This is a genomic window from Ochrobactrum sp. BTU1 (assembly GCA_018798825.1).
Lineage (GTDB): Bacteria > Pseudomonadota > Alphaproteobacteria > Rhizobiales > Rhizobiaceae > Brucella.
This window is the reverse complement of sequence record CP076354.1, coordinates 1,758,494-1,772,820: the sequence shown is the minus strand read 5'-3', so window position 1 is coordinate 1,772,820 and position 14,327 is coordinate 1,758,494. Positions and strand designations below refer to the sequence as shown.

The window sequence follows — 14,327 nt, the reverse complement described above, 5'->3', positions numbered from 1 at the left end:
GGTGCCTCGTTACAAGATCACGGTCGAATATGACGGCACGCCCTATGTCGGCTGGCAGCGGCAGGAAAACGGGCATGCCGTGCAGAACGCGATTGAGCAGGCGTTCAAGAAGTTCTGCGGAGAAGATCTGACGTTGAGTGCGGCAGGCCGCACCGATGCAGGCGTTCATGCGAGCGCGCAGGTCATTCATGTTGATCTGACAAAAGATTGGGGTGCTGCGAAAGTGCGCGATGCGCTCAATGCGCATCTGGTGATGGCGGATGAACGTATCAGCATTCTCAATGTCGAGAAGACGACGGATGCTTTTGACGCGCGGTTCTCAGCGCGTGGACGGCACTATCTTTATCGCATTCACAATCGCCGTGCGCCGCTGGCGATTGATTATCAGCGCGTGTGGTGGGTTCAGAAGCGCCTTGACCACGAAGCGATGCATGAGGCTGCAAAGCGGCTTTTGGGTGAGCATGACTTCACGACATTTCGCGCAACGCAATGTCAGGCAAAAAGTCCGGTCAAGACACTCGACCGGCTCGATATCACGCGCAATGGCGACTATGTCGAAATGCGCGTTTCAGCGCGTTCGTTCCTGCATAATCAGGTGCGTTCCTTTGCGGGAAGCCTGATGGAAGTCGGCGTTGGCCGCTGGACGGCTGATGATCTGCAGGCAGCACTTGAGGCCAGGGACCGCAAAGCCTGCGGTCAGGTCGCGCCACCCTATGGCCTCTATCTGATTGGCGTTGATTACCCGTTTCCGTTTTAGAGCGCCTTTCGATCTGATTGAATCAGATCGGCGCTCTCATTCTTTGTTTAGGCGCGCATCTTGTCCGAAAACCGTTTCACAGTTTTCGGGATGCGCTTTAAAAACTCTCCGCACCAATCCCGATGCCGAAGAGTTGTTGCAGGATCACTGTAATGAACAGTGAGCCGAAGAACATGCAGGCAAAGAACGGTGCGACATAGGCGTGTGGACGTTGCAACACGATAAAGGTTAACCGGTAGCTCAGGATAATCGATATGCCGAAGAGCACGAATGCAAACAGCGTCGCGACATCAAGAAATCCCGGAAAGAACAGCTGCAACAGCGTTATTGGCGCGAAAAGCCATGCAAGAAGCGCGCTGCCCCAGTTGGTGGCAATCACATAAGCGGCGTAGCGCTTTGCAATACCGATACGTTTGGCAAGCAGGCCGACAATAACGATCGGTATCACCCATGCTGCAATATCGACGGTTGCTGCACGAATGACGATTGCCAGGCGAAGGCCAGCTTCTTCGCGTCCGGCCGTGAGGTCAGCCGAATAGGCAACCCAGGTCGCCAGAAGCGGCGGCAGAGCAACGACAATCGCATAGAATGATGTCCAGAAATCTTCTGCGGAGATATCGAGATATGCAAGGCCTTCTTTGCGGCCAAGCATCATCTTCCAGACGCCCGTGAAGTATCTGAAAATATTATCCAGATTGGGCATGTAATTCCTTTACCCAAAGAAATCAGCGATGAAACGTTCGTAAATCTGTGTCAATCCTTCGAGGTCGGCAAGAGCCACGCGTTCATCGACCATGTGCATGGTCTGTCCGACGAGGCCAAATTCCACCACCGGGCAATAATCCTTGATGAAGCGCGCGTCCGACGTGCCGCCTGATGTGGAAAGCTTAGGGCGTTTGCCGGTGACAGCTTCCACTGAAGAGGTCAGTGTTCCGATCAGCTTCTCATCGCGGGTCAGGAAGACATGGCTGGGGTGTTCGCGCCATGTCAGTTCATACTTGATTGGCGTTTCACGGCCCGGGCGCAGACGGTCGTTTCGCGAAGCCTTTTCGAGACGCGAGACGATCTCGGCTTTCAGGCTGTCTGCGGTCCAAGTATCGTTGAAACGGATATTGAAGGAAGCGGTTGCCTTGTTTGCAATCACGTTTGTTGCTGTGTTGCCCACATCAACCGTCGTCACTTCCATATTGCTGGCCTGAAAATCATCTGTGCCTTCATCGAAAGCCGGATAAAGCAGGCCGTCGATAAGCGTGGTTACACCGCGAACCGGATTTTCGGCCAGATGCGGATAGGCAGCATGACCCTGCACGCCATGCACTGTGATCGTGCCGGAGATTGAGCCACGACGCCCGATCTTGATCATGTCGCCGAGCGTGTCCGGATTGGTTGGCTCGCCGACAAGCGAAGCGTCCCATGTTTCGCCACGATCCTTGGCCCATTGCAGCAGCTTTTCTGTGCCGTTGATTGCCGGGCCTTCTTCATCGCCTGTGATGAGGAAGGAGACACTGCCCTTGAGGCTGCCGTGCTTTTCAACATGTCGTGCGACAGCAGCCACAAAGCAGGCAATGCCACCCTTCATATCGACTGCGCCGCGGCCATACATGATGCCGTCTTCGATAGCGGCGGAGAAAGGCGGATGTTTCCAGTCGCTTTCATTGCCCGGAGGCACGACATCGGTGTGGCCGGCAAACATCAGATGAGCACCGTTTCCGGATTTACGCGCATAGAGATTTTCGATGTCCGGTGTGCCTTCTTCAGTGAAGACGGGGCGCTGAACGGAAAAGCCCATTGGCTCAAGCATCGCTTCAAGTGCCGTAAGCGCGCCGCCTTCTGCGGGCGTTACGGAAGGACAGCGGATGAGAGCGGCGAGGTTATCGGCGGGATTGGTAGGAAGGCTCATGATGTCAAAGCTTCATTCTGAGAATCGTATGGGCTTGAGATTAGATCGGTAAGCTCCCAGATGAAATAGCAATCGCCTCTTTAGATAAACAAGTTCGAGGACGCGCAAAAATCGCAGCTTTTCTCAGATCGTTGCAATTCGGGAATGAAATTTCCTTGACCAGAGGGGCTTTGTCATCGTTAGTTAAAAAAAGGTTGATAGCGAGATCCGGAAAACGGACCGGTCACCGGGGAATTGTTCCAAGGGACATTTTTAATAATGGGAATCCGTCATGCGTCTACTGATTTCTGCGGCAGCAGGTATAATGGCTTTATCCGGGGCGACGCTGGTTCCGGCCAAGGCAGCTCAATGGAGTGAAGCAGGCGGGATTACCAGTATTCCATACGGTCATCTTGATTATTGCAAACGCAATCCGCGTGATTGCGGCGCTCATCGTGCTTTGGCGCCGATGAAGCTAACGCCGGATCGCATGAAGCTTCTGCAAAGCGTGAACGCATCGGTCAATGCGGCGATCAAGCCCGTGTCCGATCAGGACAATTACGGCAAGCGCGATTATTGGACCATTCCCCGCAATGGGAAGGGCGACTGCGAAGATTATGTATTGATGAAGCGCGCCAAGCTGATGGCGCGGGGCATCAGCCCATCGCAGTTGCTCATTACCATGGTGCAGGGAAGCGAGCCGCATATTGTGTTGTCGGCAAGGACGGATCACGGTGATTACATTCTCGACAATATGCGCGGGGAAGTGCTGCCGGTGGAGAAGACCTCCTACCGTTATATCAAGATGCAATCGCCAGCCAATTCCGGCCAGTGGGTCTCGATTGCGGGACGTTCGGTAGCTGTTGCGAATAATTAGGGCCGGTGGCCAGTTTTTGACTGAGCTCCAAATCGGCATGGCAATTACAAAGTTTAATAGGGTCGCGTCTCGCGGCCCTATTTTATTGTGAGCCTCTTGTTGTGTTGGAAGAGGGCGCTTCGTTTGATTGTTTTGCGGTTTGCAGATCGTGGCAACGTTGAAACGATCAGCCACACAACTGTCGCCAATGGGCCTCATTGTTCGCTATTATTATACAGTGATTGCAAACAGTCTGTTCAACGAAAATGAACAAAAATACCTATATAACAGTTCTGTGAATGCTGATATATGATTTAAGGTGCTGTTTCTAATTAATAATTTTCGTTTTTATATCCAATTTCGAAAAAATTGGCTGCACGAATGTGTGATTAAGAAAACATTTTCGTGACTGGAACTTTCTCCCACTGTCACCCATTTGAGATGCATGAGGACGACGCATAGAACGTCGCCCATCTGACTAAGGAGATAGAAAATGAATAAGTTTGTTCTTGCTGCTGCTGCTCTCGCACTTAGCGCCGGTGCTGCTTTTGCTGAAAACCCACGCGTAGGCGAACCAGCCGACCTTTATGCAAATGATCGTACTCCAGTTGCTGCTCAGCGCGTTGATCACACCGCGACTGCTGCAATCGGTCAGTCGACCTACATGGATGGTTCTGCAAACCGTTTCGGTGATGCATCGCCTTCCAGCTTCTCGAACTAAGCGTTCGATAATGAGCTTTGCTATCCCGGTCTGATTGCAGATCGGAATAGCAAGACATGAAGGCAGTGAGTGCGGCCTCCCAAGGTTCTTGCTGCCGGATTTATATACTCAACGATTTTAACGAATCTCCCCGGAGGATGGCTTCATGTCATCCCGGAGTCCCCGAAGGGAAAGGCAAGTTGCCATCCGATGGGGTGATATAAGGATTATGAAAATGAAGAAGTTTGCTCTTGCTGCCGTAGCCGTTGCCCTTAGCGCCGGTGCTGCTTTCGCTGAAAACCCACATGTTGGTGAACCAGCTGATCTTTATGCAAACGATCGTACGCCAGTTGCAACACAGGGCGTTGATTACACCGCTCCTGCTTCGATCCAGAACCAGACCTATAGCGACGGTTCTGCACACCGCTTCGGCGATGCATCGCCTTCGAGCTACCAGAACTAATCATTCTGGCAGTGAAACTAAAAAAGGCGAAGCTCTCGGGCTTCGCCTTTTTGTTTGATGCGAGTGCATCCTGAAAAGTGTGAAGCGGTTTCAATGACTTAGTATTCGCTGAAACCGCTCTATGCAGGCAAATTATACCAAGGCGCTAAGATGCTATCGCATCACGCCTTGAAAAAGTTCAATCGCCACTCGGGCTTAACCAAAACTCCATGAGTATGACTCATACGGAGTTTTGGTATTAGTCGCGCAGCAGCTCGTTGATCGAAGTCTTCGAGCGGGTCTTTTCATCGACGCGCTTGACGATCACGGCGCAATAGAGGCTTGGACCCCAGTTTTCGCCCGGAACGTTTTTGCCCGGCATCGTGCCTGCAACAACAACCGAATATGGGGGTACTTCGCCGTAGAAGATTTCACCAGTTGCGCGGTCAACGATCTTGGTCGACTTGCCGATGAAGACGCCCATGCCGAGCACGGCACCCTCACGAACGATACAACCTTCAACGACTTCCGAACGGGCGCCGATGAAGCAATTGTCTTCGATGATGGTCGGGCCAGCCTGCATTGGCTCCAGGACGCCGCCGATGCCGACGCCGCCCGACAGATGCACATTCTTGCCGATCTGTGCGCAGGAACCAACCGTTGCCCATGCATCGACCATTGTGCCTTCATCGACATAAGCGCCGAGATTGACGAAGGATGGCATCAGGATCGCGTTTGGCGCAATGTAAGCCGAAAAGCGAACAACTGAATTTGGCACTGCACGAATGCCAGCGGCTTCGAATTCATTGGCTGTCCAGCCGTCAAACTTGGAAGGAACCTTGTCCCACCAAGAGGCTTCGCCGGGACCGCCTTTGATGATCTGCATCGGGTTGAGACGGAAAGAAAGCAGCACCGCTTTCTTGAGCCACTGATTGACCTGCCAGTTGCCGTCCGCCTGTTTTTCTGCCACACGCGCTTCACCGCGATCGAGCATAAGAAGCGACTGCTCAACTGCATCGCGAACTTCGCCGCGGGTTGCCGTGTTGATGCCATCGCGTTCGTCAAAAGCCTTTTCGATGACCTTTTCAAGGGAGGCGAAATCTGGCTTGGTCATATGGCGGTCTCCATAAAATGGCAGGATAAGCGGCTGCCGTCTTTGTGGTCGGCAGTTGTCACAGAAGTGATTAAGCGAAGGTACCATATGGGTCAATCGCGTTGTTACGCGAATTGCGCGGCCCTATTTGAGACAGATTAAGAATTTAGCGCCAAAATTGATGCTAAAGCATCAATACGCATTGTAATTGAAGGAGCAGGCAAGCATGAACCCAATGGAGAAGTCTGGCTGGACGCCTTTCCCCAATTCTGAGGACGCTGCTAAACAGGCACGCACTGTGCCTCAGACACCTCAGACCGAAGCTCCCGCATATCGTCTTGCCTTCATGGATGATGACTTCATGACGCGACGCGATATGCGTCCCGTGCGGCTTCAGCTTGAGCTTCTGAAACCAGAACTGATCCTTGCTGATCGCGGCATCAAGTCCACGGTCGTTATGTTTGGTGGCGCACGTATTCCGGAACCGGGCGGTGAAGCCTGGGCTGCGAAAAACGAAGTGCAGAAAAAGAACCTTGAGGCCAATTCGCGTTATTATGAAGAAGCGCGGAAGTTTGCCCGCATCTGCTCCGAATATTCAGCGACCACCTATTATCGCGAATTCATCGTGGTGACTGGCGGAGGTCCGGGCGTGATGGAAGCAGGCAATCGCGGTGCAGCCGATGTTGGTGCGCCGACCATTGGTCTTAATATCGTGTTGCCGCATGAGCAGGCACCAAACGCTTATGTGACGCCGGAACTCTGCTTCAACTTCCATTATTTTGCGCTGCGCAAGATGCATTTTCTCATGCGCGCAAAGGCTGTCTGCGTATTCCCCGGCGGCTTCGGCACGATGGATGAGCTGTTTGAAGCCATGACGCTGATCCAGACAGATCGTATGGAGCGTATGCCGCTCATCCTGTTTGGTAAGGAATTCTGGACAAAGGCGATCAATATCGAGTTTCTCGCAGAACAGGGCACAATTTCGCCTGCCGATATTGAGCTGCTGACCTTCGTGGAAACGGCTGACGAAGCTTGGGACGAGATCAAGAACTTCTACAAGCTTTGATCTTTACGATTATAGCATTTCCAGCAAAAGTGCGAAGCGGTTTTGCGTCGGATAATGCGTAAAAACAAACAGTTACAGCGGTTCCAACGATTCTTTCTTAACTGGAACCGCTGCAAAGATTCCAGAGCGCCCGGTCGGTTATGCCCGGGCGTTTTCGTTTTCCGAATATTCGCGCGGGCGGTGAACGAGTGTCACCAGCACAACGGAAATAATCATCAGCAGATACCATGAGCCGAGCTTGCTCATTGAAACAAGCTCCCAGCCATTGCGCTGGTTGGGATAGAGCCAGGCTTTCGACCAGGTTCCGATGTTTTCCGCGATCCAGATGAACAGCGATGTGAGCAGGAACGCAACCAGCAGCGGCATTTTATGCCGGAAGCGAAACACGCGATAATGCATGGTCGTGCGCCAATAGAGCGCGAAGGTTGCGGCAAACAACACCCAGCGCATATCCCAGATGAAGTGGTGGGCGAAGAAATTGATATAGATCGCAGCTGCCAGCACAACAGTCGTCCAGAGCGGCGGATAGTGGTTGAGCCTGATATCGAAGATGCGGTTGATACGCGCCATATAGGAACCGACAGCTGCATACATGAAGCCTGAAAACAGTGGCACGCCACCGATCCGGAAGAAGTTTTCCTCCGGATAGATCCATGATCCGGCATGGGTTTTGAACACTTCCATAGCCGTTCCGACAATATGGAAAATGACGATGACCTTGGCTTCTTCCCAAGCCTCCAGCTTGAAGACAAGCATTCCAAGCTGGATCACAACAGCGGAGAGAAACAGGAAATCGTAGCGGGTGATAAATCCTGCACCATCTTCTGGCCAGAACCACCGTGTGAGGATGATGAGACCCAGCATCGCGCCGCCAAACAGGCAGGCCCATGCTTGCTTCAACCCAAAAACCAGAAACTCAATCAGCGCATCGCTGACGCGATGCCTTGGCAAGCTGTCGAGAAGGCTATGAGCCGCCTTATCGATACGTTTTTCAAGGCCGGTAAACTGCCTATCGGTCTGCAATTATAGTTTCCAGAAACTGGGTCAGATTGTCGGTTACATAATCGACCTGATCGGTGAATTCCGGGTCGCTTTCCCATATTTCGGAGAATGTTGGCTCGAAATTGTTTGGAACCACCAGCACGGTTTTCATGCCCAATGTCTTCGGCACAACGAGATTGCGCGCCAGATCTTCAAACATGACAGCCTTTTGTGCGTCAACGCCGAATGCGCCTAGAAAACGATCATAAGTGACACGCTCTGGCTTAGGCGTCAGGCCTGCTGCAACGATGTCGAAAATATCGTCGAAATCATCAAGAATGCCGAGCTGCTGTGCTGCACGTTCCGCATGGCCGCGATCACCATTGGTGAAAATGAAACGGCGGCCGGGCAGGGCGCGAATGGCTGCCCCGAGTGCGGGATCGGGTTTCAGCCATGAATAGTCGATGTCGTGGACCTTCTTGAGAAAGTCGTCAGGATCGATCTCATGGCACTCCATCAGGCCCTTCAGCGTGGTGCCATATTCCAGATAAAACTGCTTCTGAATTTTGCGCGCTTCGTCACGCGGCAATTTCAAGAGGTTCTCGACATAGTTCGTCATGCGTACATCGATCTGGGAAAACAGATCGGCTGCGTGCGGATAGAGCGTATTGTCGAGGTCGAATACCCAGTCGGTAACGTGGGCAAAGGCCGGAGCATCAGGTTGATTGGTCATAAGTCTTTATGTCACGAAGGCGGGCCAAGAAAAAGCCGCCCGAAGGCGGCTACTGGATTATGGTACAATCAATGTTCCTGCACCATGCTCCGTGAAAAGCTCAAGCAGTACCGAATGCGGTGTTTTGCCGTTGAGAATAACAACGCCTTCAACGCCGCGACGGATTGCATCGATGCAGGTTTCGACCTTAGGGATCATGCCGCCGGAGATCGTGCCGTCCTTGATCAGCGCCTGAGCGTCGGCAACCGAAAGCTCCTTGATGAGCTTCTTGTCCTTGTCGAGAACGCCGGGAACGTCGGTCAGGAACAGAAGACGCGTTGCAGCCAGCGCGCCAGCGATAGCGCCTGCAAAGGTGTCTGCGTTGATGTTGTAGGTATGGCCATCGCGACCCGGTGCGACAGGCGCAATAACCGGGATCATTTCTGAACGCGCCAGAAGATCGAGAAGCGTGCGGTCAACTTCTGCGGGTTCACCAACAAAGCCCAGATCAAGAACTTTCTCGATGTTTGAATCCGGATCGATAACCGTCTTATGCGCCTTGCGCGCGAAAACCATGTTACCGTCTTTGCCGCAAAGACCGATGGCCCATTCGCCTTCGGCGTTGATGAGAGCGACGATTTCCTTGTTGATGGAACCGGCGAGAACCATTTCCACCACTTCAACCGTCTTCTCGTCGGTGACGCGAAGACCACCTTCAAAGCGCGATTCAATGCCGAGCTTCGAGAGCATCGCCTGAATCTGTGGGCCACCGCCATGAACGACGATCGGATTGATGCCTGACTGCTTCAAAAGCGCGATGTCGCGGGCAAAAGCCTTACCCAGTTCAGGGTTTCCCATGGCGTGACCGCCATATTTCACCACGACATTCTTGTTTTCGTAGCGCTGCATATAAGGCAGGGCTGCGGAAAGGAGTTGCGCTTGCATTTCAGGATTTTCAAGAGTCGTCATCGCGGGCTCCATGGCTGGCGACAGGGCAAGAGAGGCAGGCTTTTCTAAGCAATATGCACTGTTCTGTAAAACGGTTTTAGGCGTTTTGTTCGCGATTATTTGAATGCGTTGCCAAAGATCGCCCAATTAAAATCCTTGGAGAGTGCTAGAAGATTGCGCATAACGCCCGCTCTTGAACGGAGTAGATTCATGCGACGCGCATTTTTGACGGCTTTAATTTTTCTGGCGGGCATCAGCGCCTCGCAGGCGGCAGCGACGACTGAAACGATCATCATGTTGCGCCATGGTGAAAAGCCGGAGCAGGGGCTTGGACAGCTCAATTGCCAAGGCCTCAATCGCTCGCTGAAACTGCCTGCCGTAATCAAGCAAAAATTCGGAAAACCGGATTTCATCTTTGCGCCCAATCCGGCGCAGCTGAAAGAAGATAAGGGCGCGATCTATTCCTATAATCGCCCACTTGCTACGGTCGAACCGACGGCTATCACGTTTGGAATGCCCGTTGATACGCGCTTTGGCTTCAAAGATATTGAGGAACTGCAGGCGACGCTCGCGCAGCCTGAATATCGCAACGCGACAGTACTGGTGGGTTGGGAACATAAGCAGATCGTGAAGCTTGCCAGAAGCATCGTCAAGGATAGCGGTGGTGACAAGGCTCTCGTGCCGAAGTGGTCGCGGGAAGACTTCGACAGCATGTATGTTCTGCGTATCACGCGTGATGGCGCAAAAACCACCACGCGGTTTGAACAGCTCAAGCAGGGTCTAAACAATCAGTCGGCAAGCTGCCCGAGCTAAACGGATGTCTTTTCCTGGAGCGTGTCGTGCTTAACCATACACGCCACGCTCGCTCTATTTTGTTGTTTTACGCGTGTCGGGATCGGAAAACCGGTTCCCACTTTTCAGCAACGGACTGCCTATTCCTTGGCAACAAGCGCGATCGCAGCGCGCAGTTCATCAAGGCCGAGGCCTTTTTCTGACGACGTCGTGATGATGCCCGGGAAACAGGCGGCGCGCTTTTTGGTGAGCGCGTGGGTTTCTTCTATCAGACGTGGAATGCCAGCGGCCTTGATCTTGTCGATCTTGGTCAGCACGATCTGATAAGAAACTGCCGCCTTGTCGAGCAGGTCAAGCACTTCAGCATCGTTCTTCTTGATGCCATGGCGTGAGTCGATCAGCAGATAGACGCGCTTCAGCGTGGTGCGGCCGCGCAGGTAATCGAACACGAGACGTGTCCACGCATCGACATGGGCTTTGGGTGCTTCTGCAAAGCCATAGCCCGGCATGTCGACGAGTGCCAATGGCGGAAGGTCGCCATTCTCGCCGGAATAGCCATCGGGAACGAAATAGTTGAGTTCCTGCGTCCGGCCCGGTGTGTTGGAAGTACGGGCAAGACCCTTTTTGCCGACAAGCGCATTGATGAGCGAAGATTTGCCGACATTTGAACGTCCGGCAAAAGCAATTTCAACCGGGCCTTCCAATGGCAGAAACTTCATCGAAGGCACGCCACGGATGAAGATCCACGACTTCTTGAAGAGCAGGCGCCCTTCTTCGACCAAAGCCGCATGGGCTGCACGGGTCGCATCTGCTGCTGCCTGAGCGGCATTGATGGCTGCCTGCTTTTTGTCCTGATCGCTCAATGTGGTCTTCCTGATCCGTATATTCCGTAAAAGACACGCATCACGGTTACGCGCCGCATTGTCAACCGCTCTGGATCAACGAGCACAAAAAAAGCCCCGCAGATGCGGGGCTTTTTGTCTTTTTACTTCTTGGCCTCTTTCGGCTTTCGCTTGAAGAGGTCTTTCAGGTTGTCAAAAAGTTCGATTTTAACACCCTGACGCTTCATGATGATGCCCTGCTGGGTAATCGAAAGCGTGTTGTTCCATGCCCAATAGATCACGAGGCCTGCTGGGAACGATGCCAGCATGAAGGTGAAGATGATCGGCATCCAGGTGAAGATCATCGCCTGCGTTGGATCTGGAGGCGTTGGGTTCATGCGCATCTGCAGGAACATGGTGATGCCCATGATGATTGGCCAGACGCCGATCATCAGGAACGCCGGAACCGCAAATGGCAGAAGGCCGAACAGGTTGAAGATCGATGTTGGATCGGGTGCTGCAAGATCCTGAATCCAGCCAAAGAACGGCGCATGGCGCATTTCAATGGTGACGTAGAGAACCTTATAGAGTGCGAAGAACACCGGAATCTGGACCAGCACTGGCCAGCAACCTGCAAGCGGATTGATTTTTTCCTGCTTGTAGAGCTGCATCATTTCCTGCTGCTGCTTCATCTTGTCATCCGCATATTTCTCGCGGATTTCCGTCATCTTCGGCTGCACCAGCTTCATACGAGCCATCGACTTGTACGACTTGTTGGCGAGCGGGAAGAACAGGCCCTTCAGCAGAACGGTGACAACCAGAATGGCGATGCCGAAATTGCCGGAGAACTTGTAGATCCAGTCGATGAGGTAGAACATCGGCTTGGTGATGAAGTAGAACCAGCCCCAGTCAATCAGCAGTTCAAACTGCTTGATGCCGAGCTTTTCTTCGTAGTTCTTGATGTCCGAGACAACCTTGGCACCAGCAAAAACGTGGTTCTTGATGGTGCTGGCTTCGCCAGCTGCAACCGTGATCGGCGCACTGAGGAAATCCGACTGGTAGCGCGGACGGTCATTGGTGAAGTGCGAGAAACGTGCGGTGAACTTTTCGTTCTGCGGCGGTACGAGCGTTGCCGCCCAATACTTGTCGGTGATGCCGACCCAGCCGCCAGTCACGTCCTTGAACGAAATGTCCTTGTCGTCTTCAACCTTGGAATACTTGATTTCCTGAAGGCCGTCCTGACCCATGACACCGATAAGGCCTTCATGGAGAACATAGGTAGCGCTTGCATGTTCAGGCTGGTTGAAACGCGTTACGCGGCCATAAGAAGCAAGCGAGATCGGTGCGCCGGTGTTGTTGGTGACCGTATCGTCGACTTCGAACATGTAGGCATCATCAACCGAGATGACGCGCTTGAATGTGATGTTCTTGTCGTTGGTGAATGTCAGAGTAACAGGCGTCGATGCCGTCAGCTTGTTGTTGCCTTCAACGGTCCAGACAGTGTTTGGACCAGGAACTTCGCCGGTTGCGTCGTTGCCGGTGAAACCGAGTTCAACGAAATAACCCTGCTTGAGAGCCGATGGTGCGAGTAGTTCGATTTCAGGCGACTTGTCGTCTACAGTCTCGTGATACTTCTTGAGATAGAGATCATCGAGGCGCGCGCCGGTCAGATTGATCGAACCACGCAGCGAAGCTGTGTCGATATCGATGCGCTGCGACTGTGCGGCTGCGGCTTCACGGGTCAGCGTGCCGCCTGCGGCTGTGCCATCGCTGTGGCCTGGAATTGCGCCGGCGGTGCCGGACATTTGTGGAGTATCACCCTGCGAGCCGCCCTGGGCTGCCTGCTGGGTCTGGCGCTGCTGCTCCTCAATGCGTGTCTGCTCCCGCTGGGCTTCCGTTTTCGGTCCCAGATAGAATACTTGCCACAGCGTTAATACGAGGATGGACAGGGCAATGGTGATGAAGAAATTACGATTATTTTCCATTGACGGGTCCTGATTCCGGTCTTTCCGTTCGGCGTTTCTTCTCGTCCCGCCGTCCCTCCGGTGCCGTGATGCGGCGGGAAAGTTCCCCGGTCAGTTTCGAGAAGGGCGCAGTGAGTGCTTGCTCGCGCGCTACGATCACATAGTCGGTCGAAGGCGCCATGTCACTCCCTACGTGACAACGAACCGCTTCTCTCAGTCTGCGACGTATGCGGTTTCGAACCACCGCATTGCCGTTTTTCTTGGTGACGGTGAAGCCTGCGCGGGGTTTTTCGCCGATTTTGGCAGCTTCGGATTCTTCATCCGTCCGTTTCCGGACTTCAAGAAGAAATAGGGGACCACGCCGTTTTTCACCATTCCTAACAGACAAAAACTCCGCTCTCTTGCGAAGGCGGAGTATTTGTTTCTGCTTTTTCATATCTTTAATCACCGCGCTGGTCGCGCGGGAAAGATTAAGCGGAAAGCCGCTTGCGGCCGCGTGCGCGGCGAGCGGCGAGAACCTTACGACCGCCGGCAGTAGCCATGCGTGCACGGAAACCGTGACGACGCTTGCGGACGAGATTGGATGGCTGGAAAGTGCGCTTCATTTATTTAATACCGCGGTGTGCGGCCCTTCTTGGTTCTGTCTTTTCATCGAGTATGATTTTGCCGAAAACCGGTTTTCACTTTTCGGTATCATGCTCTATTGAACAGGAGCTGGTTCTTTTCCCAAAAAGCAGGATAGCACAAGCCATCCATTAACCCTATGGGCGAACGTGCTGCGGCTTATAGGGAAAGGGCCGTCAGGAGTCAATTGCCCCGCAAATATTCTACACGATCAGCGACGCGGTGGTTTGAGCTTATTGAGCGCGATTGCAGCATGGATCAGCGTCGTCAGAGCTTTGGCATCTATTTCTTCGTTTTCACGGACATCAATCGCGCGACGCACGTTGCCTTCAAGGCTTGAATTGAAAAGGCTGGAAGGATCGTCCAGCGACGCACCTTTAGCGAAAGTGAGTTTCACAACGCTCTTATAGGTCTCGCCGGTGCATATGATCCCCGAGCAGGACCACACCGGCACACCGCGCCATTTCCATTCTTCGATAATCTCCGGGTCGGCCTTCAGGATAATGTCGCGGACATGAGAAAGCGTTTTGCCTCTCCAATCTGCAAGTTCCCTGATCCTGCCATCGATCAGCTGCGAAGGTGTTTTTGCATCGTCAGTTTCTGCAGGCATATTGTTTCTCTCCTCTTGTCGCTGTCGTAGCATAGCGGGCGGCCTGGAGTGCGTTTTTATTTGAATTGTCCGGATGAGGCTT

At 53.1% G+C, this 14,327-nt stretch carries 17 protein-coding genes; 6 read left to right on the top strand and 11 right to left on the bottom strand.

From position 1 onward, the window contains the following. The first annotated feature begins 1 nt into the window (after window position 1). Entirely contained in the window at window positions 2–757 is a 756-nt protein-coding gene (truA, locus tag KMS41_08560) for a tRNA pseudouridine(38-40) synthase TruA (GenBank protein ID QWK77155.1), read from the top strand. 97 nt (window positions 758–854) lie between these two features. On the opposite strand, the gene KMS41_08555 is transcribed toward truA, so the two are convergent. Next, on the bottom strand, window positions 855–1,460 hold the full coding sequence (locus tag KMS41_08555) for a hypothetical protein (GenBank protein ID QWK77154.1): 606 nt from the start codon (window positions 1,458–1,460) through the stop codon (window positions 855–857). Between the two features lie 9 nt (window positions 1,461–1,469). Further along, a complete protein-coding gene (gene dapE, locus KMS41_08550) occupies window positions 1,470–2,657 on the bottom strand; it encodes a succinyl-diaminopimelate desuccinylase (protein ID QWK77153.1) in 1,188 nt (395 codons plus the stop codon). Between the two features lie 304 nt (window positions 2,658–2,961). Between dapE and KMS41_08545 the strand changes: the two genes are divergently transcribed. The 3 genes from KMS41_08545 to KMS41_08535 all read left to right on the top strand — a co-directional run bounded on the left by KMS41_08545 (window position 2,962) and on the right by KMS41_08535 (window position 4,655). Continuing rightward, complete coding sequence (locus tag KMS41_08545) at window positions 2,962–3,513, top strand: transglutaminase-like cysteine peptidase (protein QWK78820.1); 552 nt, start codon at window positions 2,962–2,964, stop codon at window positions 3,511–3,513. Between the two features lie 472 nt (window positions 3,514–3,985). Continuing rightward, the gene (locus tag KMS41_08540) at window positions 3,986–4,213 is read left to right on the top strand and encodes a hypothetical protein (GenBank protein QWK77152.1); all 228 of its coding nucleotides are present in this window, start codon (window positions 3,986–3,988) and stop codon (window positions 4,211–4,213) included. Window positions 4,214–4,427: 214 nt separating this feature from the next. Beyond that, window positions 4,428–4,655, top strand: a complete 228-nt coding sequence (locus KMS41_08535; GenBank protein ID QWK77151.1) for a hypothetical protein — start codon at window positions 4,428–4,430, stop codon at window positions 4,653–4,655. A gap of 238 nt (window positions 4,656–4,893) precedes the next feature. Here KMS41_08535 and dapD read toward each other — a convergent pair whose 3' ends face one another. Next, window positions 4,894–5,748: a 2,3,4,5-tetrahydropyridine-2,6-dicarboxylate N-succinyltransferase gene (dapD, locus tag KMS41_08530; protein QWK77150.1), complete on the bottom strand. Its 855-nt coding sequence runs from the start codon at window positions 5,746–5,748 to the stop codon at window positions 4,894–4,896. Window positions 5,749–5,953: 205 nt separating this feature from the next. Between dapD and KMS41_08525 the strand changes: the two genes are divergently transcribed. Further along, window positions 5,954–6,793, top strand: a complete 840-nt coding sequence (locus KMS41_08525; protein QWK77149.1) for an LOG family protein — start codon at window positions 5,954–5,956, stop codon at window positions 6,791–6,793. 138 nt (window positions 6,794–6,931) lie between these two features. Here KMS41_08525 and KMS41_08520 read toward each other — a convergent pair whose 3' ends face one another. From KMS41_08520 to argB, 3 genes are read right to left on the bottom strand one after another with little or no spacing between them, the layout of a single operon-like run. After that, the gene (locus tag KMS41_08520) at window positions 6,932–7,816 is read right to left on the bottom strand and encodes a DUF817 domain-containing protein (GenBank protein ID QWK77148.1); all 885 of its coding nucleotides are present in this window, start codon (window positions 7,814–7,816) and stop codon (window positions 6,932–6,934) included. Beyond that, window positions 7,803–8,507 (bottom strand): pyrimidine 5'-nucleotidase, encoded by a 705-nt coding sequence (locus KMS41_08515; GenBank protein QWK77147.1) that lies wholly within the window; start codon window positions 8,505–8,507, stop codon window positions 7,803–7,805. Before KMS41_08515 ends, KMS41_08520 begins: the two co-directional genes overlap by 14 nt. A 57-nt stretch (window positions 8,508–8,564) precedes the next feature. Continuing rightward, the gene (gene argB / locus KMS41_08510) at window positions 8,565–9,455 is read right to left on the bottom strand and encodes an acetylglutamate kinase (GenBank protein QWK77146.1); all 891 of its coding nucleotides are present in this window, start codon (window positions 9,453–9,455) and stop codon (window positions 8,565–8,567) included. A 189-nt stretch (window positions 9,456–9,644) separates the two neighbouring features. On the opposite strand from argB, the gene KMS41_08505 reads away from it, so the two are divergent. Beyond that, window positions 9,645–10,247 (top strand): hypothetical protein, encoded by a 603-nt coding sequence (locus KMS41_08505; protein QWK77145.1) that lies wholly within the window; start codon window positions 9,645–9,647, stop codon window positions 10,245–10,247. 119 nt (window positions 10,248–10,366) lie between these two features. On the opposite strand, the gene yihA is transcribed toward KMS41_08505, so the two are convergent. The 5 genes from yihA to KMS41_08480 form a co-directional block, all read right to left on the bottom strand. Then, a complete protein-coding gene (yihA, locus tag KMS41_08500) occupies window positions 10,367–11,110 on the bottom strand; it encodes a ribosome biogenesis GTP-binding protein YihA/YsxC (GenBank protein QWK78819.1) in 744 nt (247 codons plus the stop codon). Between the two features lie 101 nt (window positions 11,111–11,211). Then, window positions 11,212–13,032 carry a membrane protein insertase YidC gene (gene yidC, locus KMS41_08495; GenBank protein ID QWK77144.1) on the bottom strand — a complete coding sequence of 607 codons (1,821 nt, stop codon included), beginning with the start codon at window positions 13,030–13,032 and terminating at the stop codon, window positions 11,212–11,214. Continuing rightward, a complete protein-coding gene (gene rnpA, locus KMS41_08490; protein QWK77143.1) occupies window positions 13,022–13,447 on the bottom strand; it encodes a ribonuclease P protein component in 426 nt (141 codons plus the stop codon). Before rnpA ends, yidC begins: the two co-directional genes overlap by 11 nt. Window positions 13,448–13,481: 34 nt before the next feature. Continuing rightward, complete coding sequence (gene rpmH, locus KMS41_08485) at window positions 13,482–13,616, bottom strand: 50S ribosomal protein L34 (protein ID QWK77142.1); 135 nt, start codon at window positions 13,614–13,616, stop codon at window positions 13,482–13,484. 230 nt (window positions 13,617–13,846) lie between these two features. Next, window positions 13,847–14,245 carry a DUF1801 domain-containing protein gene (locus tag KMS41_08480; GenBank protein QWK77141.1) on the bottom strand — a complete coding sequence of 133 codons (399 nt, stop codon included), beginning with the start codon at window positions 14,243–14,245 and terminating at the stop codon, window positions 13,847–13,849. Between the last annotated feature and the right edge of the window lie 82 nt (window positions 14,246–14,327).